General features: G+C 34.4%; 18 protein-coding genes and 4 tRNA genes. 20 read left to right on the forward strand and 2 right to left on the reverse strand.

Features of this window, described 5'->3' with window-relative positions; translation table 11 throughout:
• The first annotated feature begins 327 nt into the window (after positions 1-327).
• From LNP19_RS07350 to LNP19_RS07370, 5 genes are all read left to right on the forward strand, one after another.
• Positions 328-3,399, forward strand: a complete 3,072-nt coding sequence (locus tag LNP19_RS07350; RefSeq protein ID WP_230064124.1) for a SusC/RagA family TonB-linked outer membrane protein — start codon at positions 328-330, stop codon at positions 3,397-3,399.
• 12 nt (positions 3,400-3,411) lie between these two features.
• Entirely contained in the window at positions 3,412-4,965 is a 1,554-nt protein-coding gene (locus LNP19_RS07355; RefSeq protein WP_230064125.1) for a RagB/SusD family nutrient uptake outer membrane protein, read from the forward strand.
• A gap of 150 nt (positions 4,966-5,115) precedes the next feature.
• Positions 5,116-7,065 (forward strand): putative porin, encoded by a 1,950-nt coding sequence (locus LNP19_RS07360; protein ID WP_230064126.1) that lies wholly within the window; start codon positions 5,116-5,118, stop codon positions 7,063-7,065.
• A 173-nt stretch (positions 7,066-7,238) separates the two neighbouring features.
• Positions 7,239-8,600, forward strand: a complete 1,362-nt coding sequence (locus LNP19_RS07365) for a pyridoxal-phosphate dependent enzyme (protein WP_230064127.1) — start codon at positions 7,239-7,241, stop codon at positions 8,598-8,600.
• 136 nt (positions 8,601-8,736) lie between these two features.
• On the forward strand, positions 8,737-9,219 hold the full coding sequence (locus LNP19_RS07370; RefSeq protein ID WP_230064128.1) for a 3'-5' exonuclease: 483 nt from the start codon (positions 8,737-8,739) through the stop codon (positions 9,217-9,219).
• A 284-nt stretch (positions 9,220-9,503) separates the two neighbouring features.
• On the opposite strand, the gene LNP19_RS07375 is transcribed toward LNP19_RS07370, so the two are convergent.
• Positions 9,504-11,180 carry a GLPGLI family protein gene (locus LNP19_RS07375; protein ID WP_230064129.1) on the reverse strand — a complete coding sequence of 559 codons (1,677 nt, stop codon included), beginning with the start codon at positions 11,178-11,180 and terminating at the stop codon, positions 9,504-9,506.
• Between the two features lie 154 nt (positions 11,181-11,334).
• Between LNP19_RS07375 and LNP19_RS07380 the strand changes: the two genes are divergently transcribed.
• Positions 11,335-12,606 carry a DUF2851 family protein gene (locus LNP19_RS07380; protein ID WP_230064130.1) on the forward strand — a complete coding sequence of 424 codons (1,272 nt, stop codon included), beginning with the start codon at positions 11,335-11,337 and terminating at the stop codon, positions 12,604-12,606.
• Between the two features lie 55 nt (positions 12,607-12,661).
• The gene (locus LNP19_RS07385) at positions 12,662-12,889 is read left to right on the forward strand and encodes a PspC domain-containing protein (RefSeq protein ID WP_230064131.1); all 228 of its coding nucleotides are present in this window, start codon (positions 12,662-12,664) and stop codon (positions 12,887-12,889) included.
• Positions 12,890-12,960: 71 nt separating this feature from the next.
• Here LNP19_RS07385 and LNP19_RS07390 read toward each other — a convergent pair whose 3' ends face one another.
• A complete protein-coding gene (locus LNP19_RS07390; protein ID WP_230064132.1) occupies positions 12,961-14,412 on the reverse strand; it encodes an amino acid permease in 1,452 nt (483 codons plus the stop codon).
• A gap of 299 nt (positions 14,413-14,711) precedes the next feature.
• On the opposite strand from LNP19_RS07390, the gene LNP19_RS07395 reads away from it, so the two are divergent.
• The 13 genes from LNP19_RS07395 to rplK all read left to right on the forward strand — a co-directional run bounded on the left by LNP19_RS07395 (position 14,712) and on the right by rplK (position 21,764).
• The gene (locus LNP19_RS07395; RefSeq protein ID WP_230064133.1) at positions 14,712-15,599 is read left to right on the forward strand and encodes a ComEA family DNA-binding protein; all 888 of its coding nucleotides are present in this window, start codon (positions 14,712-14,714) and stop codon (positions 15,597-15,599) included.
• 200 nt (positions 15,600-15,799) lie between these two features.
• Positions 15,800-16,969 (forward strand): acyl-CoA dehydrogenase family protein, encoded by a 1,170-nt coding sequence (locus LNP19_RS07400; RefSeq protein WP_230064134.1) that lies wholly within the window; start codon positions 15,800-15,802, stop codon positions 16,967-16,969.
• Positions 16,970-17,152: 183 nt separating this feature from the next.
• Positions 17,153-17,347, forward strand: coding sequence for a 30S ribosomal protein S21 (gene rpsU, locus LNP19_RS07405; RefSeq protein ID WP_072944412.1), 195 nt, complete (start codon positions 17,153-17,155; stop codon positions 17,345-17,347).
• Positions 17,348-17,423: 76 nt separating this feature from the next.
• Positions 17,424-18,317 carry a tyrosine-type recombinase/integrase gene (locus tag LNP19_RS07410; protein ID WP_230064135.1) on the forward strand — a complete coding sequence of 298 codons (894 nt, stop codon included), beginning with the start codon at positions 17,424-17,426 and terminating at the stop codon, positions 18,315-18,317.
• A gap of 40 nt (positions 18,318-18,357) precedes the next feature.
• Complete coding sequence (gene hpf / locus LNP19_RS07415; protein WP_072944528.1) at positions 18,358-18,660, forward strand: ribosome hibernation-promoting factor, HPF/YfiA family; 303 nt, start codon at positions 18,358-18,360, stop codon at positions 18,658-18,660.
• Between the two features lie 91 nt (positions 18,661-18,751).
• Positions 18,752-18,825 (forward strand) — tRNA-Thr (locus LNP19_RS07420).
• A 51-nt stretch (positions 18,826-18,876) separates the two neighbouring features.
• Positions 18,877-18,957: transfer RNA gene (locus LNP19_RS07425), tRNA-Tyr, on the forward strand.
• Positions 18,958-19,042: 85 nt separating this feature from the next.
• Positions 19,043-19,114 (forward strand) — tRNA-Thr (locus LNP19_RS07430).
• Positions 19,115-19,168: 54 nt separating this feature from the next.
• On the forward strand, positions 19,169-20,356 hold the full coding sequence (tuf, locus tag LNP19_RS07435; protein ID WP_230064136.1) for an elongation factor Tu: 1,188 nt from the start codon (positions 19,169-19,171) through the stop codon (positions 20,354-20,356).
• A gap of 55 nt (positions 20,357-20,411) precedes the next feature.
• Positions 20,412-20,482 (forward strand) — tRNA-Trp (locus tag LNP19_RS07440).
• A 16-nt stretch (positions 20,483-20,498) separates the two neighbouring features.
• Complete coding sequence (gene secE / locus LNP19_RS07445; RefSeq protein ID WP_072944420.1) at positions 20,499-20,696, forward strand: preprotein translocase subunit SecE; 198 nt, start codon at positions 20,499-20,501, stop codon at positions 20,694-20,696.
• Between the two features lie 8 nt (positions 20,697-20,704).
• Positions 20,705-21,256 (forward strand): transcription termination/antitermination protein NusG, encoded by a 552-nt coding sequence (nusG, locus tag LNP19_RS07450; RefSeq protein ID WP_230064137.1) that lies wholly within the window; start codon positions 20,705-20,707, stop codon positions 21,254-21,256.
• Between the two features lie 70 nt (positions 21,257-21,326).
• Positions 21,327-21,764, forward strand: a complete 438-nt coding sequence (rplK, locus tag LNP19_RS07455) for a 50S ribosomal protein L11 (RefSeq protein WP_072944424.1) — start codon at positions 21,327-21,329, stop codon at positions 21,762-21,764.
• The last annotated feature ends 8 nt before the right edge of the window (positions 21,765-21,772 follow it).

The following is a 21,772-nucleotide window of genomic DNA, read 5'->3' on the forward strand; positions in this document are numbered from 1 at the left end:
TGTTAGAATTAGTAGTTTAAGATTCTGTTGTTTTGTTTTTAGATGGAATTTTGGTTGTTTTTAGTCTATTGTGGTGTGTTTGGCTCTGTGTTTATTAAGCTTTTTTTTGGTTTTTATTAGTGTTGTTTTTTTGCTTGTTTTTAAGTTAGTGTTTTTATCTCTGGATTTTAGTTGTTTTTATTTAGTTTTAGTTGTTAATTTTGATTATTTATTGCTTTTTATTTAGTTAAATATGTGTAATAAGTTAAATTATTAAATTCCAAGAATATTTGGTTTTTTAAGAAATTATTATGATTTTTGTCGGATAACTAATTCAAATAAATTAATATGAGATTAAAATTCAAATGGATCTTTACGCTATTGATAGCGTTGTCTGTGCAGTTTTCTTTTGCTCAAGAGAAAACCGTTAGTGGAGTTGTTTCAGATGCTTCAGGTCCGATACCTGGTGCAAACGTAATTGTTAAAGGAACCAAAATAGGTGTTCAAACAGATTTTGATGGTAAGTATTCCGTTAGAGCCAAAGTGGGAGATGTTTTAGTATTCTCTTTTATAGGGATGGATAATTCATCTGTAACAGTTGGTGTTTCTAATACTGTAAATGTAAAATTGACATCAGGTTCACAAGCTCTAGAAGAGGTGGTAGTTGTGGGGTATGGAACTCAAAAAAAGAGTGAAATAACGGGTTCGATTTCTCAAATTAAAGGTGGAGAGATTAAAGGTCTTGTTACTCAGAGTTTTGATCAACAATTAGCTGGAAGAGCTGCTGGTGTGCAAATAACTCAAAACTCTGGTTTAATAGGGGCAGCGCCAAGAATTAGAATTAGAGGTATTAATTCAATAAATTCTAGCACTTATCCTTTAATTGTTGTGGATGGTTTGCCAATTTCTACTGGAGATTTAGGTGGTTATGCTGCTAATAATGCTTTAGCTGATATTAATCCTAATGATATAGAATCTTTTGAAATATTGAAAGATGGTGCAGCATCTGCTGTTTATGGGTCAAGAGCTTCTAATGGGGTTATTTTGATTACGACCAAAAAGGGTAAAGAAGGAAAAACAAATTTCAGTTATAATACCTACACGGGCTTTGCTGAAGTTGCTGAATATGCAGATTTGCTAAAGACGGATGATTTTATTCAAATTTCTAACGAAAAAAGAGCTAATAGAGGTCTTGGTGTTTGGGCTGTTGGCAATACTGTTGATACTGACTGGCAAAAAGCAATTCTAAGAAGTGCTTTACAATTAGAACACAATCTAAATTTCTCTGGAGGATTAGGGAGTGGTACATATTATGCTTCTGTAGGATATGCGAAGCAAGAAGGTATAATTTTGTCTAATGATTTGGAACGTTATAATGCTAAGTTTAATGTTGATCAAAAAATTACTAAAAACTTCAAAATTGGTTCAAATGTAGCTTTATCAAGAACATTGACAAATGGTTTGAATACAGGTAATAATTCTCTTTCGGGAGCAATGTTTAATGTAATCCGTCAATTACCAAATACTGAAGTTTATGATGTGAATGGTCCTAGAGGTTATAATATTGCAACTGTGGGAGCAAATACAATTGTAGGAAGAGGTCAAAATACTGCTTATATTGCAAATAATCTTCCAAATATCAGATTTGTTTTGGATAAAAATATTCAGCGAACTACGACAAATCGAGTTCTGGCAAGTGTGTTTGGAGAATATGCTATTAAGCCTTGGTTGAACTTTAGAACTCAAGTAAGTTTAGATCAGTCGAATGCAACAGGTTTAAGATTTTGGCATCCTTTTCATGGTGATGGGGTGAGTTCAAAAGGAAGAATCGAGAATAGTACGGATATTTCACAAACCTATAACTGGCAAAATATTCTTTCTTTTAATAAAGATTTTAATCAGCATAGTTTATCTCTATCTGCTGTTAATGAGTATCAAAAAAACGAAGTTAATGGTTATATAGGGGGAGGAACGGATTTAGCAGATGAGTTCTTTTCTCAAAACGTTATAACGGGATCTTACGGAACTCCTTTTTCAAGTGGGTATAAATCTGCAAATGCAATAGTTTCTTATTTAGGTAAAGCAGGATATAATTTTGATAAGAGATATTATGTTCAAGCTTCCTTGCGTAAAGATTTAATGTCAAAATTTGCACCTGATTTGAGGTCAGAGGTTTTTCCTGGAGTATCGGTAGGTTGGACTGCATCAAATGAAAAGTTCTTTGAGAAAATTAACAATTATGTTAATGATTTTAAAGTTAGAGCTTCGTGGGGTAAAACAGGTAACTTTAGTGTATTGGGAGGTGATTTTCCTTATATGGGAACTTATAGACCTAGGAAATATGGAGATTATAATGGTGTAGCGTTTACAAACATGGAAAACTTGAAATTGACATGGGAAGTTATCGAAAAACGTAATATCGGTGTTGATTTTGGATTATTAGGGAATAAAATTAAATTTGTTGTCGATTACTATAGTAATGATGCGGATAAATTAGTTGAAAGATTTCAAACACCTATGTCGTTAGGGGTGCCAAACAATCAGTATACTGCGAATGTTGGAAATATTAACAATAGCGGTTGGGAATTTGGTGTTGATTTTAATGTAATAAACAAAGAGAAGTTTACTTTTGATGTGAATGCAAATTTATCATTCAACAAGAATAAAGTAGTTTCATTGTCAAAAGGAATTGATCAAATTTCTACGTATAATATTATTAAAGAAGGATTGCCTTTGAATTCACTTTATGGAGTTAAATATTGGGGTGTTAATGCCAGTAATGGTAATCCTGTATACTACAAAAATGACGGCAGTTTAGTTCAAGGAAATTTGGCTACTAATAATTATAGGGTTTTTGATCCGGCAAACCCAACAGATATTTCTAAAACTGCTACATCTCCAGATTTAATGGTTTTAGGAAATACTTTACCTAAGTATTTTGGGGCTGTTGATTTAAAATTGAAGTATCATAATTTTGATTTTGGTACATTAGTGAGATTCAGCGGTGGAAATAAAATAATGAATGTTACTAGATATGAGATGTTAAGTCAAAACTTTAATAATAACTCTACTGAGATTTTAGGAAGATGGCAAAGTGTTGATAATCCTGGAGACGGATGGACACCTAAGTTATGGTCAAGTGCAGATCCTATAGTAAACGGGCCTATTACATCAAATTCTAGGTTTGTTGAGAAAGGTGATTTTATCAAATTTGACAATATATCTTTAGGATATAACTTGCCTTCTAGTATTACTGAGAAATTAAATATTAAGAATTTTAGACTTTATATTTTAGCTCAAAATGCTATTATTATTACAAAATATTCAGGTTCTGATCCAGAGATGGAAATTGGAGGAGTTGACTACAATGTGGTACCTCGTTCAAGAGTGTTTTCTGTTGGATTAAATGTTGGACTATAATTAAAATATGATATGAAAAATAAAAATAAATTTTTAGTAACCTTAGCGATTTTTTCAATTTTTTTATTGAATTCCTGTTCAGAAGAAATCGTTGAAATTGATCCGTCTGGAACAGTTAAGTCTGAAACAGCATTTTCAAGTCCTACGCTAATTCAAGCAGCAGTAAACGGAGTTTATAATGCTGCTCAGATGGGAGTATTCAATGGTACTGAAGGTAGCCCTGCTTCTAGAGGATATGTTTTTGGAGCAGCTTATTTTCAACAAAACGAAGCTAGAGGAGAGGATGTTGTAAATACGGAAGCTTTCTATCAATTGACTTATGAAGCCAATTACGATGCGACTTCAGCTAATAATGTTTATTACTGGTCAGATGCCTATCTTTTGATTAATAAAGCAAATGTTGTGCTTAAAGGATTAGACGGAGCTGTTGCTAATGGTACAATCACTGAAGCTATTGCTAATGGTTACAGGGCTGAGATACGCTATTTCAGAGCATTAACTCATTTGGAATTACTGAAGCATTTTGCAATGCCTTATACTTATACTTCTGATGCTTCGCACCTTGGTGTGCCATACAGGACTGCTGCTATTGTTACTCCTGAAGATGTTGATGCAAATCTGTCTAAAGCTAGGAATACCGTAGCTGAATGTTATACTTTGGCTTTAGATGATTTGAATTTTGCGGAATTAAATGCTCCAACAAAAGCACAAAGAGCCGGGATTGATAAGATAGTTAAGGTGAATAAAGGGGCAGCTATATCAACCAAAATAGTTGCTTACCAAAACATGAGAAATTGGCCAGCTGTATTGATCGAATTTGCTAAATTGGAAGGTCAGTATGCCTTAGAAGCCAATCCTATGGGAGTATTTGCTAATAATTATGGCAATAATGAATCTATTTTCTCAATGTATAATACAGCAAATACAAATCCAGGGGTTAATGGTGCTTTAGCTTCGCAATTTAACAGACGAAATCTTATTGCTATTTCTCCTTTGATTTGGAGAGATAGCCAATGGTTAGTGGATGATAAAAGGAGAGCCGATACTGAGGTGGTATCTAATGCCGTGTTTACACGAAAATACAAAGATGTAACTAATTACTCAGATGGATCACCATTGATTAGATATGCTGAAATGGTTTTAGCTGCAGCTGAAGCTAATGCTAGATTAGGAAATAGTACAGATGCTTTAGTTTTGCTTAATAAAGTTAGAGATAGAGCTTTGGCAAATCCAACTACTCAAGCATATACTGCAATTTCTTTTGCAACAGATGCTGATTTAGTAAAAGCAATTCTTAAAGAGAGAAGAATTGAATTTATTTGTGAAGGGAAGAGATGGGGTGATATTCATAGACTTTTGAATGATGACATTGCTCCGACTACAGGGATTCCAAGTAAAGTTCCTAATGGTTATCCAGCAGCATCTGCTTATGCTTTGGGGACGCCTTATAGTGGTAGTTTGACAGCAGCTATTCCGTCTACAGATAGAAGATTTTTATGGCCTATACCACTTCAAGAAACTAATAATAACCCAACTTTGAAAGCTCAGCAAAACCCTGGTTGGTAGTTGAGATATGATTGTATTGTAGTTGAAACCGTCTAAATTTATTTTAGGCGGTTTTTTCATATCAAATGTTTTTTATTTTTAAAAACTTTTTTAATTTACCTTTGCCACTATAAAATTATACTTGTAATAGTCTTAATAAGATCCTTCCAAATGAGAATTCTCTTCTTTTTATATTTTTTAATAGTGCCAACAGTGTTGTTCTCTCAAATAAGATCTGCGGAGAATACGAACAAAATAAAATCCTTGAGGGGAGATTCAGAATCCATTAAAGAACAGAAAGCCAAAGAACAGGCTAGTATAGACCAATACCGTTTTATTACCTTAGAACGCGATACAACCTATATTGATACTTCACTTACAATACAAAAAGAATACAGTCACAACTATTTACGCAAGGATAATTTTGGGCTTTTGGCTTTTCCTAATGAAGGACAAACCTACAATACGCTACAATATAGTTTAACGAAGTTTTCTCCTTACCCGGAATTTGGTTTTAAGGCCAAACACTTCAATTTCTTGGAAGCAAACCAAATTAGATACAGCTCTGTGGCTACGCCGGTAACCGAATTGTATTTTAAGTCCGTGATGGAAAAAGGACAATCTCTAGATGCTTTTTTTACTTTGAATATTACGCCAAGGCTTAATTTTTCTATTGCTTACAAAGGCTTGCGTTCCAGTGGAAAATACATTAACCAACTAGCAAGTACGGGAAACTTTAGATTTACCACCAGTTATAATACGTCAAACGAACGTTATTTTGCGAATGCTCATTATACCTATCAAGATATTTTAAATGAAGAAAATGGCGGAATCACGACCATTTCGGATTTCGAGAATGAAGACCCTAAATACGATAACCGACAAAGGTTAGAGGTCTATTTGACCGATGCCAAGTCTTTTCTAAAGGGGAAAAGAATATTTTTAGACCATTTTTTTAGAATCAATACTACAAAAGGAGCCAACAATTTATATGTGGCACATCAGTTCAATTATGAGAATAAGTTTTTCGAGTACAATCAGGTAACGGTTCCTTCAACTGTAGGTGCTACAACAGTATTTCGTTTTGGGGATTCTTATGTGACAAGCGGAATCAACGATCAAACCCGTTACAATAAAATGTACAATAAGGCGGGATTGACTTATGAGAATATGACTCTGGGAAAATTTCATTTTTTTGTAGATGACTTCAGAAGCAATTACTATTACAACCAAATTTTAATTCGAGATGACAAGACCATACCTGCCTCATTGAGTAGAAATATTAATAGCGCCGGCGGACAATACGAATATCAAAAAAACAATTGGAAAGGGAATTTTTTATATTCCAGATCAATTACAAATCAGTCTTTGTCTAATTTGGATGCCAATTTACAATATGATTTAAATGAGGATTATCAATTTTCGTTTAAATATCAAAACTTAAATAAGCTCCCAAATGATAATTACAATTTGTATCAAAGCAGTTATATTGGGTATAATTGGTACAATGATTTTAGAAATGAGAAAATAAATACTATCGTGGCCAATGCCAGTACGCCTTGGATCGAAGCTTCGGTTCAATTGATGACGCTAAGGGATCATTTGTATTTTGAAAATACAGCCATTTATAATGAAGAACAAGTTATCACTCCAAATCAGTACGGAAAAACGATAAATTACGTTTCGGTAAAAGTTGCTAAGGAATTTAAATTTGGGAATTTTGCCTTAAACAATACGCTTTTGTATCAAAAAACGGATCAAATGGATGCCATTCTAAATGTTCCCGAGATTGTAACGCGAAATACCATTTACTATACTAATTATATGTTTAAAAAAGCCCTGTTTCTGCAAACCGGAGTGACTTTAAATTATTTTACAAAATACATGGCTAATGATTACAATCCTGTAATTGGAGAGTTTTTTATCCAAAATAAAAAGGAAATTGGGAATTATCCTAACCTGGATTTTTTCATTAACGCCAAAATTCAGAGAACCCGTATTTATCTAAAGGCGGAGCATTTTAATTCTTCATTTTCTGGAAATAACTTCTATTCCGCACCCAATATGCCTTATCGTGATTTCATGATCCGATTTGGTTTGATTTGGAACTTTTTCAATTAATTCTTGGGCGTTTCATCACGCTGTTCGCTATATCTTTAGCCGCTTAAAGAAAGCCGCTAAAGGATGCCGCTGCCATCGTGAACGCAAAAACAATCATCAGCTAATATTTTATAACAAAATACTATCTTTGCATAATTATTTATAACAATTTAGAATCTTAAACGTATCATTCAATGCAATACGAAGAAAATATATTAGGTACAATTGGCAATACACCATTGGTGAAACTCAATAAAGTGATCAAAGGAATAGACGCTTTGGTACTGGCCAAAGTGGAAACTTTTAACCCTGGGAATTCAGTCAAAGACAGAATGGCGGTAAAAATGATTGAAGACGCTGAGGCTGATGGAAGATTAAAACCAGGCGGAACCATCATCGAAGGAACTTCTGGAAATACTGGAATGGGATTGGCCTTAGTGGCAATCATAAAAGGATACAAATTAATCTGTGTGATATCAGATAAACAGTCTAAAGAAAAAATGGACATCCTTCGTGCTGTTGGCGCTAAAGTAGTGGTTTGTCCTACTGATGTTGAACCTACTGATCCTAGATCGTATTATTCGGTTTCGAAAAGACTGGCCGAGGAAACACCAAATTCCTGGTATGTAAACCAATACGATAATCCATCTAATGCATTAGCGCATTATGAACAAACAGGTCCTGAAATTTGGAAACAAACCGAAGGCAAAATCACCCATTTTGTTTCTGGTGTGGGAACCGGTGGAACCATTTCGGGAATTGGAAAATACTTGAAAGAGAAAAATCCAAATATCAAAATTTGGGGAATTGATACCTATGGATCGGTGTTTAAAAAGTACCATGAAACCGGGATTTTTGATGAAAACGAAATTTACTCCTACATCACCGAAGGAATCGGAGAAGATATTTTACCTAAGAATGTTGATTTTTCGCTGATTGATGGTTTTACAAAAGTCACTGATAAAGATGCTGCAGTATATACCCGTAAGATTGCTCTTGAGGAAGGAATTTTTGTTGGGAATTCAGCAGGAGCAGCGGTAAAAGGATTGTTACAGCTAAAAGAACATTTCAAACCAGAAGATGTAGTTGTGGTTTTATTCCATGATTCGGGAAGCCGTTATGTGGGTAAAATGTTCAATGATGATTGGATGAGAGAGCGTGGTTTTCTTGATGAGAATATTACCAAAGCAGAGGACGTAATTCAAGATCACATCGAAAAACCTTTGATTGTAGCGCGCACCGAAGAATTGGTTTCGCATGCGATAGAAAGAATGCGTAAATACAAAATTTCGCAAATTCCAGTGATTGATATTAACGGTTTTGTGGGTTCGCTTGATGAATCAGATTTGTTTCAAAGTTATGTCAATGATAAAAATACTGCCGAAAGACCTATTCGTGAAGTGATGGGAAAACCCTATCCAATAGTGAAATTAGGAACTGCAATTGAAGAAGTTTCTAAACTGTTTACCAAAGAAAATCAAGCTGTATTGTTGGATTTAGGAAATGGTAGATATCATATTATTACAAAATATGATATTATCGGTTCTATCAAATAAAACATTTTTTTTTTGCCACAAATTAGACTAAGAAACGCAAATTTATTTTGTGTCAATTATTGTAATTTGTGGCTTTTTTTAATTTATTAAATGAATTCTAATTTAAAGTTTCGACCTCTAACTACTAACCTCCAATATGACCTTCACTGCGATAGATTTTGAAACCGCGACAGCCTTCCATCCTTGTTCGGTGGGTATTGTAACCGTAGAAAACGGAGTTATTGTAGATGAGTTTGTCAGCCTAATCAAACCGCCCAATAATCTCTATTCTCCGTTTACCATTCAAGTGCATGGGATTTATCCTAGAGACACAGTCAATGCAAAATCATTTCTTCAGGTTTTTCCCGAAATTCAAAAACGGTTAAAAAATAGGCTTGTCGTGGCTCACAACGAAAGTTTTGACCGCAACGTTCTGGCTAAATCAATGGCGCTTTATGGCTTAGATTATGCCGATTTGAATATTGCTTCTCGCTGGGAATGCACGGTGAAAATTTATAAGGCCAAAGGATTGAGACCAACTAAGCTTAGCGACTGCTGCCGAGCAATGAAAATTCAACTCAATCACCATGAAGCTTTGTCAGATGCTCGGGCTTGTGCCAAATTATATTTATTGCGATAGTTAATTATAATAAGATTATCTGTTTGCGGTTCCAAAATAAAAATAGAACAAAGATTAAACGGATTTATTTATTTTTACAGTGTATAGATAAAGCATGGATAGTGTATGGATAAAGCATGGATAGTGCATGAAAACAAAACAGTATACTACAGTTAGATCAATCCCAAAAGTTGTGTGTAAATTGAAAAATAAGTATTGGCTTTTGCATAGAATAATACCATGATCTTGATCTATTTTAAGCTGTAGTCAGTTTGGAGGAATAAAGGTAAATTAGCAATAATCATTTATTCCATGATTATTATTCCCGATACATTCCATGAACTAAAACTAGAGCCTTCGGGTGCTCCTTGAGGAATTGTAACTTGGATGCTGTGTTTTCCGGCGGATAGTTTTCCTAGATCAATATAGACAGGAGGAGTAACAGTACCGGGACACCAGTTTGAACGGCTTAAATCAGACGATGACAATCCATTGCTAAAATTCCCTGAAGCGGGGTTACTCAAGCGATACGAACCGCAATCAGTACGCCAGGGAGTGAAAGCAAAAATCTCTTTAGAATCGACTAATATCGTATTCTTCTTTGGTATAAATTCATCGCCATTTCCCCATCCGCCGTGACCGGTGGTGATGTAGCGAAGTTTGTAATTTTTGTTGCCTTCCGGCACTTCAAATGTTAGTTCGAGACCTTTCTCGCTATTGAACATGGTAGCATATTGTTGTCCGGCCATTTCCATGACATTATTGGTGTTGAAAAGAGGCAGCAACCAACTGTTTTGCGTTTGACTGTCATCTCCTTGATGAATAGAAACATTCAGGCTCACTTTATGACCGCCTTTGTCATAATTTCCAATATTCATCCCTACCCACACTTCTTGATCATCTAAGGCAGGAAGCAGTTCTGAAATTTCTTGGCGATAATACACGCTATCTTGCCAAACTTTATTTTTTAATTGAAGGTTATTGAATTGCTTTACGCCAAAAGGAGTAAAGAAACGCATCAGTTCCAGCAGAGGAGCATAATTTTCTGTACGAACAACTCCTTGGTATTTTTCTCCATTTCCATTTTCATAAATAGGAAGTGTTTTGGCTCCGTTTTTTAAACCATCTAAGAACGAAATGCTTTTGTCAGTAGGAATTACAAATACAGATCCGGTTCTGTCGTAGGCATCACCGTTAGATTGTTCTGTAACATCTACAAAAACAGAACTTCCTTTTTTGATTTTAGGAAAACGTACTTTCTTGACAATGATAGTACCATTGGCAAATCGTAAAATACTGTCATTAGATTGGGCTGCATCCGAAAAGTTGATGATTTCTTTTTCGAAAATTGGAATAGAAGTGAAACGGCTTTTCCAAAGCAGGTCTTTATACGTCAGCTGATCTACTATTTTGGGTTGGGGAATGGGAAGTTTTAGAAATGCAGGAACATTCTTTAATATTTCTATTTTGTTGGCGGTCACTTTGCTGTTTCCATTGCGAACCATTTCTAGGACCAAGCCCAGATCTTGTCCTAAAACTGTAGGTGCTCCTTTTAGATTCAACTCATCCGTGTACCATAATTCTATCGTATTGGAATTGATTGAGGTTGTGGCTTTCTTGCAATTGTAGCCTAATATTTTTCTGGTTTCGGTACTAAATGTGAAATTTTGTTTGCCCAAAGCCAAACTATCAATGCTTAAAATTGTGCTTTGATTTTTGAATTGAGCTAATTGCGAAATGGTTTTCAATTGAAAGTCAACAAAAACTTGTTCAATTGGAAAATCGGCTTTTTGAAGCCTGATTTTTTCGGTACTAACTAGGCTGGTTTTTTCAGAAGTAAAGAGTAGTATTGGATCTTGGTTTCCCAAAACTTTTCCGTTAGAACTTTTTAGATAACTTACTTTTATTGATTTTGGTTTTTTTTGTGCCTGAGTTGGTAAGATTACACAAAGCGCAAGGAGTAGGATGTAATAGTTTTTCATTGAAATAGTTGTTGAAATACAAATATAAATAAAGTGTGATGAAATTTTTGTATGTTTCTAAAACTTGAATCGAAATAAATAATTGTAATGAAAATTCATTATTATTTTATACTTTAGGTAATTCATTTTGAGGTGTTTATTTAAAAATGATACGATGAAAGAAGATTTTCTCCATTACCTGTGGAAATTTAAGAAATTTGACACTTTAAATTTAAAAACATCAGCTGGTGAGGAGATTTCTATTGTTAATGCGGGGCAATATCTCGAATTAGCAGGGCCTGATTTTTTTAATGCCCAAATAATCATTGGTAATCAAAAATGGGCCGGGAATGTTGAAATTCATCTTAAATCTTCAGATTGGTATGTGCATCATCACGAGAATGATCGGGCTTATGAAAATGTAATTCTACATGTAGTTTGGGAACATGACACTGCTGTTTTTAGGAAAAATAATTCAGAGATTCCTGTTTTGGAGCTTAAGAATTATGTTGATTCAAGAGTTTTGTCAAATTACGAGTCGCTTGTGTCGCCTAAATCCTGGATTTTTTGCGAAAAACAAATAAAAGAAATTGAGGGATTTACTTTTAAAAATTGGCAAGAGCGCTTGTTTTTTGAACGTTTAGAAAGAAAATCAAAACCGGTGTTTGAGTTGTTGGAAACCACTAATAATGATTGGGAAACAGTTTTGTTTTGTCTGTTGGCAAAAAATTTTGGATTGAATACCAATGGAGAATCTTTTTTGAGAATAGCCCAATCGATTCCTTTTTCGATTGTCAGAAAAGAAAGTATCGAAGTCGAAAATCTGGAAGCACTTTTTTTGGGTTATGCAGGTTTATTAGACTCAGAAAAGGAAGATAATTATTTTACAGATTTAAAAAGCAGGTTCGCGTATTTGTCGCATAAATATCAATTAGATAAAAACAGCCGGGTGTATGTTCAGTTTTTTAAACACCGACCTGATAATTTCCCCACAATCCGACTTTCTCAATTGGCTAATTTGTATCATAGTCATCACAATCTTTTTTCGAAAGTACAAAATCCAGGTACGGTCACGGATATTTATCAACTTTTTCAAATCGCTAGCTCGACATATTGGGAAAATCATTATCAGTTTGATAAAGTAAGTCCAAAGAAGAAGAAAAAGCTTTCTAAGGCTTTTGTTGATTTAATCATCATAAATACAATAGTCCCAATTCAGTTTGCTTATGCTAAAAGTCAAGGTTCGGAAATTTCGGAAGACTTAATAAAATTATTAAACGGAGTTGTTCCGGAGAAGAATGCGGTGATGGATAAATTTATTTTTTTTGGAATAAAACCCAAAAATGCTTTTGAAACTCAATCTCTTTTACAACTTAAAAATGAGTATTGCACTAAGAATAAATGTCTAGAATGCGCCGTTGGGATCGATTTATTAAGAAGTAATTAAAAGGGTAAAATTGCTTTATTTTTGTAATTTTGCCTTTAAATTTAAATAATTTAAAATGTCACTAGTAATTAAACTAAAGTTCTTTTTTGAAAAATATGGTTTTCATGTATCTTCTAGGTTGGCCGATAAATTAGGAATGCGGGTGACTAGTGTGAGGCTTTTTTTTATTTACATTTCTTTTGTTACTGCAGGATTGGGATTTGGTGTGTATTTGACTTTGGCTTTTTGGATTCGTTTAAAAGATCTGATTCGTGCCAAAAGAACATCAGTTTTTGATTTATAGAAAATAGTTAGCATAAAAAAAGGGCTATAAAGTATCAGATACTTTATAGCCTTTTTTATTTCAGTAATAAATTATTTGTCAGGATTGTTTAATTTACTGTTTTTCTTTCCGTATACAAAATAGAAAAGAACCCCTAAAGCCATCCATAAAACTAATCGAATCCAGCTTTCATAAGGTAGAGAGTACATTAAATATACACAAACTAAAATCCCTGCAATAGGAACAAAAGGAACGAAAGGAGTTCTGAAAGATCTTGGTGCATCTGGCATTTTTTTACGCATTACCAAAACACCAAAACAAACTAAAGTAAAAGCCAATAAGGTTCCAATACTCACCATATGACCTAAATCACTTACAGGTACGAAACCGGCAAACAAACTAACAAAAAACATAAAGAATAAATTTGTTTTCCAAGGAGTGCGGAATTTTTTATGAATTTCTCCAAAAAATGGAGGTAATAGACCGTCTTTACTCATGGTGTAAAAGACACGACTTTGTCCCATTAACATCACTAGCATTACTGAGGTGTATCCTGCCAAAATAGCTACAATTAGTCCTGTTTGAAGGAAGTTGTATCCGGTTACAGCAAATGCAGTTGCAGCAGGTTTTGCATCACCAGCAAATTGATAATAAGGTATAAGACCAGTCATCACATGAGCAAACAGTACATATAGAATAGTACAAATAATTAGAGAACCTAAAATACCGATTGGCATTCCTTTTTGAGGGTTCTTTGCTTCTTGAGCTGCAGTTGAAACAGCATCAAAGCCAATGAAAGCGAAGAAAACTGTTCCAGCTCCGGCTGCAATTCCGGTCCATCCAAATTGACCTTTTACACCTGTGTTTTCAGGAATATATGGAGAATAGTTAGCTGGGTCTATATAGTGCCATCCTAAAACGATAAACAATATTACTACGATAACTTTTAATACTACTAAAAAGTTATTGATGTTTGCTGATTCTTTGGTTCCTCTAATTAATAATAAAGACAATAAAGAAACGATTAAAATAGCAGGAAGGTTGATGTAGCCACCCTCGACTACGGTTCCATCTCCCAAGGTTAGAGTTTCCCAGGGCGAACAGATAAATTTTGGATTGAGATGTACGCCATATTTGTTTAGCAGTTCGAGTAAGTACCGTGACCAGCTTACTCCAACGGTTGCGGCCCCTAAAGCATATTCTAAAACCAAATCCCAACCAATAATCCAAGCCATAAATTCTCCCATTGTAGCATAAGAGTAGGTGTAAGCGCTACCAGCAACAGGTATCATAGATGCAAATTCAGCATAACAAAGACCTGCAAAGGCACATCCTATAGCTGCTAAAACAAAAGAGAGGGTTACAGCAGGTCCCGCATGTTCGGCTGCCGCAATTCCTGTTAATGAAAATAATCCGGCACCAATTATTGCACCAACTCCCAGGGCTACAAGTGATCGAGAAGATAAAGTTCTTTTTAATCCTTTCTCATCTTCTGACGCTTCGTTTAGTAAAACCGATAGAGGTTTTGTTTTCCAAATTGACATATATTTATGGGTTTTATTGTTTTAAGTTTTCAAATGTATTCTTTTTTGTAAAATATTAAAACAATTATCTAGTTTTATAGGTAAATATTGTTGTTTTTGATTTGCAATTTGCTGCTTTATTCTGAAATAAGTATATTTCTTCTGTTAATCTTGTGAAAAACTCAACGTTATCTCATTGGTTATTGAACAATTGTCTTTAAGTTGTTGATTTTGTGTTATTTTTAATAAATTTAATATTTGTTAATTACTGTCGTTAGGCAGGTTATAATATAAGTTAAGTAATCATAATTTTATCATAAATGGATTTAAAAAAAGCGAATACTTATTTTAAATTTTCGAAATCACAAAGTGCAGGGATTTTCTCATTATTTATAATTATTATAATCTTGCAGTCAATTTATTTTTTTATTGGTTTTGATCCAGCTGTGCAAAGCGCTCCCGAAAAACAAAAGTGGCTTTCTGTTCAGTCCGAAATTGATTCGATGAAAGAAGCGAATTCGAAACGTGATTTTAAAATTTATCTTTTCAATCCCAATTTTATTACAGATTACAAAGGGTATAAACTTGGAATGTCAATTGAAGAAATCGATAGGCTTCTTTTGTATAGAAAAATGGGGAAGTTTGTTAATTCAGCAAAAGAATTTCAAAATGTCACTAAAGTTTCTGATTCTCTTTTGAATGTAATGTCGCCTTATTTTAAATTCCCGGATTGGGTGAATAAGCAAAAAGAATCTAAAAAGTACATAGATTATAAGGATAAGACTTTTTCAAAAAAGGAAAAGCTTGTTTTGATAGACATCAATACAGCTACTAAGGAAGATTTGATGAAAGTTTATGGGATAGGCGAGGTGATTTCTGTTCGTATCTTAAAGTTGAAGGAAAGTCTTGGTGGATTTGTTTCAATGAATCAGATGGAGGATGTTTGGGGTTTGTCCCCTGAAGTAATTGAAAAGCTTAATGCTCGTTTCAAGATTTCGGCTTTGCCGGATATCAAAAAAATAGATATAAATAATGCTTCGTTAAAGGAAATTGCTCAGTTTCCATATTTTAAATATGCGTTAGCAAAGGAAATTGTAATGTATAGAAGTATGAATGGGGATCTTAAAGGTGTTGAGGATTTAACAAAAATTAAAGGTTTCCCAATAGAAAAAGCGAATATAATTGGTTTATATTTGGCATTTAATTAGATGTGTGTATTAAAGGGTTTGAGCTTTTCTTAATTGGATACAAAATATTCTTTTGTTACTTGTTTTGATTTCGGGAAGTTGTAACTCTGTTATCTAGCTTAACATTAGCTTAAATCTGAGGTATAAAGTCCTTGCTTTTTGTTTTTGTTAAAAAAGTTTCTGCCACATCAATTTGTCAAAACAATAAAATTATTAATTATATGGATTCAGTTTATTTCACGGAAGAACATCAATTATTTAGAGAGAGTTTAAAAGATTTTTTGCATAAAGAAGTTGTACCTCATATTGAAAAATGGGAAAAAACAGGTACAATAGAGCGTTTTATATGGAAAAAGTTTGGTGAAATGGGTTTTTTAGGAATACGCTATCCTGAGGTTTATGGTGGGTTGAATTTGGATTTATTCTATACGGTTATTTTTCTAGAAGAGCTTCAAAAAATAAAATCTGCTGGTTTTGCTGCTGCTATGTGGGCGCATTCTTATTTAGCGATGACGCATTTAAATGCTGAAGGTGACGAGCGAATTAAGCAAGACTATTTAGCGCCAAGTATAGCTGGTGATAAAATAGGAGCTTTGTGTATTACAGAGCCTTTTGGTGGTAGTGATGTTGCAGGGATGAGAACAACGGCTGTTAAAAAAGGAGATAAATATGTTATTAACGGCTCTAAAACTTTTATTACAAATGGTGTTTATGGAGATTATTATGTAGTTGCTGCAAAAACAAGTCCAGAGCTGGGAAATAAAGGGATAAGTATGTTTTTGATGGATAGTAATCTCAAAGGGATTTCAGCTACCAAATTAGATAAATTAGGTTGGAGAGCTTCGGATACAGCCGAAATCGCATTTGATAATGTAGAAATACCTCTAGAGAATTTAATGGGAGAAGAAGGAAAGGGTTTTCCTTATATTATGCAGCATTTTGCTTTAGAGCGCTTGATTATGGCTATAAATGCCCATGCAAGAGCGGAGTATGCTATTGATTATACAATAGGATATATGTCGCAACGCGAAGCATTTGGTAAAACAATAGATAAGTTTCAGGCATTAAGGCATACATTAGTAGAGCACGCAACGGATGTTGAGCATTGCAAGGTGTTTAATTATGCCGCTGTAGCGCGATTGGATAAAGGGGAGTATGTGGTTAAGGAGGCTACCATGGCTAAATTGAAGTCTACAAAAGTGGCCGATGAAACCATTTATAGTTGTCTGCAAATGTTGGGTGGTTATGGTTATATGGAAGAATATCCTTTAGCACGTTTGTTTAGAGATAGTCGTTTGGGGCCAATTGGCGGAGGAACTTCGGAAATTCTTAAAGAGATTCTTTCGAAAATGATTATTGATAAACAAAATTATAAGCCAGCCGTGAAATAATGGCGAATTCTAATTGATTAAAAAAGGTTTTTTTGTTTATTTCTGTTTTGTTAATTAGAAAATGAGGAAAAATGAATTTTGTTTGTTGAGATTTATTTCTTTTAAAATAATCCGAAATTTATAACTCATAACTCATAAATAATATATACTTTTGCACACTTAACGAAAGGGGGTGTCAATATTATGTTAATTATACCAATTAAAGACGGAGAAAATATCGATAGAGCATTAAAGCGCTATAAAAGAAAATTTGATAAAACAGGAACTGTTCGTCAGTTAAGAGCACGTACTGCTTTTATTAAGCCTTCTGTGAAAAATAGAATTAAGATCCAGAAAGCAGCTTATATTCAAAACATGAAAGATAACTTAGAGAACTAGTTAATATCTTTTTAAATTAAATGCCGTTAGTCATTAAAGTTTTATAACTTTGATACTAACGGTTTTTTTATTTTATATGAGTTCCATTTTAATTGCATTCAGGGATTATTTAGAGAAGGAGAAGAAATATTCTCAGCACACTGTGAATGCGTATTTGAATGATTTGGCAAGTTTTCAGTCTTTTAATGAGATTTGTTTTGGTCAGGATGATTTAGAAAAAGTGGTGTATTCTCAAATTAGGAGTTGGATAGTTTCATTGGTTGATAATGGAATGTCGAATGCCTCTATTAATAGAAAAATAGCATCTTTAAAAGCTTTTTATAAGTTTCTATTAAAAATCAAGCGGATAGAGGTTAGTCCGCTACTTAAGCACAAAGCATTAAAAACGGCAAAAAAACTGCAGATACCTTTTTCAGAGAAAGAAGTGGATGCGGTCTTGGCTGGAGCTTCGGTTTTAGTTGGTTTTGAAGAGGTGAGGAATAAGTTGATAATTGACTTGTTTTATACTACGGGTATACGAAGGACGGAATTGATTCATTTAGGGGTTAATGCAGTTGATTTTTCGAATAACACAATAAAGGTTCTTGGTAAGAGAAATAAAGAAAGGTTGCTTCCTGTTTTGTCTGTTGTGATGGATCAGTTTTTGTTATATGTTAAGGAGAAGGCTCTGTTGGGAATTAGTGAGGATTGTGGTTATTTTTTTACAACAAAAAAAGGATTAAAATTGAGTGATTCTTTTGTGTATCGGTTAATAAATTCTTACTTTAGTACTGTCTCGGAAAAGGTAAAAAAAAGTCCGCATATTTTAAGACATACGTTTGCGACTCATTTATTAAATAACGGGGCAGATTTGAATTCGGTAAAAGAATTATTAGGTCATTCTAGTTTGGCTTCAACGCAAATTTATACGCACAGTAGTTTGTCTGAGTTGAAAAAGATTTATGAAGAGGCGCATCCAAGGAATAGATAATGATTCTGTAAAAAAGTTTAACTATTAAAAAAAAGTAATTATGAAGGTAAATGTTCATGCGGTTAACTTTACTGTTGACGGGAAATTAGTGGATTATGTTCAAGAGAGAATGGATAAGCTGGAAAAGTATTATGATAAGGTGGTCTCGTCAGATGTCTATTTGAAGGTGGAAAAGACGAGTGATAAAGAGAATAAGCTTGTTGAGGTAAAGGTTAATGTTCCGGGGGATGATTTTCTGGTAAAAAAACAATGTAAAACTTTTGAGGAGGCAATCGAATTGTCGGCAGAATCCTTGGAGAGATTGCTGGTAAAAAGAAAAGAAAAAATAAGAACACATATATAATGCAAATTTTTTTAAAAAAATGTTTTGATTCATGGATAAAATCTCTACATTTGCAGTCCGTTAGAAATAGCGGACTTTTTTTATTGAAATCGCCAGCGTAGCTCAGTTGGCTAGAGCAGCTGATTTGTAATCAGCAGGTCGTGGGTTCGAGTCCCTCCGCCGGCTCTTTTTTCCAATGCGATTGGAACCAGTTCATGCAATTATTGATAAAAAAAAGGGGAGATACTCAAGCGGCCAACGAGGGCAGACTGTAAATCTGCTGTGAGAACTTCGCAGGTTCGAATCCTGCTCTCCCCACAAGAATGGAATTTAGGTTGCTTATTTTTGAAAATAGATTTAAGGTCTGGATTTTGAAAATAAAAGCTTTTAAATCAAGGGTTCTGCCGACTTAGCTCAGAGGTAGAGTGCTTCCTTGGTAAGGAAGAGGTCACGGGTTCAATTCCCGTAGTTGGCTCAAGTAAGTAGGAAATTGAAATAAATATATAACTAAGATTAAAAATTAAGTAAAATGGCAAAAGAAACCTTTAACCGTTCGAAACCACACTTAAATATTGGTACGATCGGACACGTAGATCATGGAAAAACTACATTAACTGCTGCGATAACTAAAGTGTTATCTGATGCAGGTTACTGTCAAGCAAAATCATTTGATCAAATTGATAATGCTCCTGAAGAAAAAGAAAGAGGTATTACAATTAATACATCACACGTTGAGTATGAAACTGCTAACCGTCACTATGCGCACGTTGACTGTCCTGGTCACGCGGATTACGTAAAGAACATGGTTACTGGAGCTGCTCAAATGGATGGGGCTATTCTTGTTGTAGCTGCTACTGACGGACCAATGCCACAAACACGTGAGCATATCCTTTTAGGTCGTCAAGTAGGTATTCCTAGAATTGTTGTATTCATGAATAAAGTGGATATGGTTGATGATGAGGAATTGTTAGAGCTTGTTGAAATGGAAATCAGAGACTTATTGTCTTTCTATGAATATGATGGGGATAATTGTCCTGTAATTCAAGGTTCTGCTTTAGGAGGATTGAATAATGATCCAGCTTGGGTACCAAAAATTCTTGAATTGATGGATGCTGTTGATGCTTGGATTGAAGAGCCTGTTAGAGATGTTGCGAAACCTTTCTTGATGCCGGTTGAGGATGTATTTACAATTACAGGTCGTGGAACTGTTGCTACAGGTCGTATCGAAACTGGTGTTGCTAATACAGGTGATGCGGTTGAAATTATTGGTATGGGGGCTGAGAAATTGACTTCTACTATTACTGGAGTTGAGATGTTCCGTAAAATCCTTGATAGAGGTGAAGCTGGAGATAACGTAGGTTTGTTGTTGAGAGGTATTGATAAAGAATCTATCAAAAGAGGAATGGTTATCATTAAGCCAGGATCTGTGAAGCCACACGCTACTTTTAAAGCTGAGGTTTATATCTTGAAAAAAGAAGAAGGTGGACGTCATACTCCATTCCATAATAACTACCGTCCACAGTTCTACGTACGTACAACTGACGTAACTGGAGTTATTACTTTGCCAGAAGGTGTAGAGATGGTTATGCCAGGAGATAACTTAACTATTAATGTAGCTTTGTTAAGCCCGATTGCAATGAATGTAGGTTTACGTTTTGCTATCCGTGAAGGTGGTAGAACTGTAGGTGCAGGTCAGGTAACTGAGATTGTAGCATAATTATAAAATAAATTTATAACCAGCAATATCTTTATTGGTATTGCTGGTTAATTCTACGGGCGTAGTTCAAGGGTAGAATAGCGGTCTCCAAAACCGTTGATGGGGGTTCGAATCCCTCCGCCCGTGCAAAAAAATATATATCATGGCAAAAATTGTTAATTACATATCAGAGGCATTTGAAGAATTGAAATCAAATGTGACTTGGCCTGTTTGGGCAGAAGTTCAAAAACTTACGATTGTTGTTGCTGTTTTTTCGGTATTATTCGCTTTGGCAACATGGGGAGTGGATGAGTTTTTTACAAAAGCATTAGCTGGATTTTTTAACTGGATAAAAGCTTAATTTTTGTGATGACAGATAGTAGTATAAAAAAGTGGTATGTCGTTCGAGCGGTAAGTGGTCAGGAAAATAAGGTAAAAGCTTATATTGAAACAGAAATCTCTAGATTAGGGATGGAAGATTTTGTTTCTCAAGTTTTGGTTCCTACTGAGAAAGTAGTTACTGTAAAAGAGGGAAAGAAGATTGTTAAGGATAAAGTTTATTTTCCGGGTTATGTTATGATTGAGGCTAACCTTATTGGAGAAATTCCACATATTATTAAGTCTATAACAAGTGTTATTGGTTTTTTAGGTGAAACTAAAGGTGGTGAGCCTGTTCCGTTAAGGATTTCCGAAGTAAATAGAATGTTAGGAAAAGTAGATGAGTTAGCTGTGAATACTGATACTCGTTCAATTCCTTTCAATGTTGGTGAAACGGTTAAGGTTATTGATGGTCCTTTTAATGGTTTCAATGGAACTGTTGAGAAAATCAATGAAGAAAAGCGTAAACTGGAAGTAATGGTTAAGATTTTCGGAAGAAAGACTCCATTAGAGTTGAGTTTTATGCAAGTTGAAAAAGTATAATTTTTGTTACATTACCTATAATAACCATTGCAGTCGCTTCCAATGATTGTGGTGTTAAATTTTTAAAAAAATGGCTAAAGAAATTAGTAAAGTAGTTAAACTACAAGTTAAGGGAGGTGCTGCGAATCCGTCGCCACCGGTTGGACCTGCTTTAGGAGCTGCTGGTGTTAATATCATGGAGTTCTGTAAGCAATTTAATGCTAGAACACAAGATAAAGCCGGCAAAATATGCCCAGTGCAAATTACTGTGTATAAAGACAAATCATTCGATTTTGTTGTAAAAACTCCTCCTGCGGCCGTTCAGTTAATGGAAGCTGCGAAGCTTAAATCTGGTTCTGGTGAGCCTAATCGTAGAAAAGTAGCAAGTGTTACTTGGGAACAAATTAGAACTATTGCTGAAGACAAAATGCCGGACTTAAATGCTTTCACTATTGAGAAAGCTATGAGTATGGTTGCTGGAACAGCTAGATCTATGGGTATAACTGTATCAGGAGACGCTCCTTTTTAATTAAGAGA

This window comes from Flavobacterium acetivorans, from assembly GCF_020911885.1.
In the GTDB taxonomy this organism is placed as follows: Bacteria; Bacteroidota; Bacteroidia; order Flavobacteriales; family Flavobacteriaceae; genus Flavobacterium; species Flavobacterium acetivorans.

What these genes read in the sequence shown, in the direction of transcription:
- LNP19_RS07350 (WP_230064124.1), top strand. Translation starts at nt 328, where the DNA reads ATGAGATTAAAATTCAAATGGATCTTTACGCTATTGATAGCGTTGTCT.
- LNP19_RS07355 (WP_230064125.1), top strand. Translation starts at nt 3,412, where the DNA reads ATGAAAAATAAAAATAAATTTTTAGTAACCTTAGCGATTTTTTCAATT.
- LNP19_RS07360 (WP_230064126.1), top strand. Translation starts at nt 5,116, where the DNA reads ATGAGAATTCTCTTCTTTTTATATTTTTTAATAGTGCCAACAGTGTTG.
- LNP19_RS07365 (WP_230064127.1), top strand. Translation starts at nt 7,239, where the DNA reads ATGCAATACGAAGAAAATATATTAGGTACAATTGGCAATACACCATTG.
- LNP19_RS07370 (WP_230064128.1), top strand. Translation starts at nt 8,737, where the DNA reads ATGACCTTCACTGCGATAGATTTTGAAACCGCGACAGCCTTCCATCCT.
- LNP19_RS07375 (WP_230064129.1), bottom strand. Translation starts at nt 11,180, where the DNA reads ATGAAAAACTATTACATCCTACTCCTTGCGCTTTGTGTAATCTTACCA.
- LNP19_RS07380 (WP_230064130.1), top strand. Translation starts at nt 11,335, where the DNA reads ATGAAAGAAGATTTTCTCCATTACCTGTGGAAATTTAAGAAATTTGAC.
- LNP19_RS07385 (WP_230064131.1), top strand. Translation starts at nt 12,662, where the DNA reads ATGTCACTAGTAATTAAACTAAAGTTCTTTTTTGAAAAATATGGTTTT.
- LNP19_RS07390 (WP_230064132.1), bottom strand. Translation starts at nt 14,412, where the DNA reads ATGTCAATTTGGAAAACAAAACCTCTATCGGTTTTACTAAACGAAGCG.
- LNP19_RS07395 (WP_230064133.1), top strand. Translation starts at nt 14,712, where the DNA reads ATGGATTTAAAAAAAGCGAATACTTATTTTAAATTTTCGAAATCACAA.
- LNP19_RS07400 (WP_230064134.1), top strand. Translation starts at nt 15,800, where the DNA reads ATGGATTCAGTTTATTTCACGGAAGAACATCAATTATTTAGAGAGAGT.
- rpsU (WP_072944412.1), top strand. Translation starts at nt 17,153, where the DNA reads ATGTTAATTATACCAATTAAAGACGGAGAAAATATCGATAGAGCATTA.
- LNP19_RS07410 (WP_230064135.1), top strand. Translation starts at nt 17,424, where the DNA reads ATGAGTTCCATTTTAATTGCATTCAGGGATTATTTAGAGAAGGAGAAG.
- hpf (WP_072944528.1), top strand. Translation starts at nt 18,358, where the DNA reads ATGAAGGTAAATGTTCATGCGGTTAACTTTACTGTTGACGGGAAATTA.
- tuf (WP_230064136.1), top strand. Translation starts at nt 19,169, where the DNA reads ATGGCAAAAGAAACCTTTAACCGTTCGAAACCACACTTAAATATTGGT.
- secE (WP_072944420.1), top strand. Translation starts at nt 20,499, where the DNA reads ATGGCAAAAATTGTTAATTACATATCAGAGGCATTTGAAGAATTGAAA.
- nusG (WP_230064137.1), top strand. Translation starts at nt 20,705, where the DNA reads ATGACAGATAGTAGTATAAAAAAGTGGTATGTCGTTCGAGCGGTAAGT.
- rplK (WP_072944424.1), top strand. Translation starts at nt 21,327, where the DNA reads ATGGCTAAAGAAATTAGTAAAGTAGTTAAACTACAAGTTAAGGGAGGT.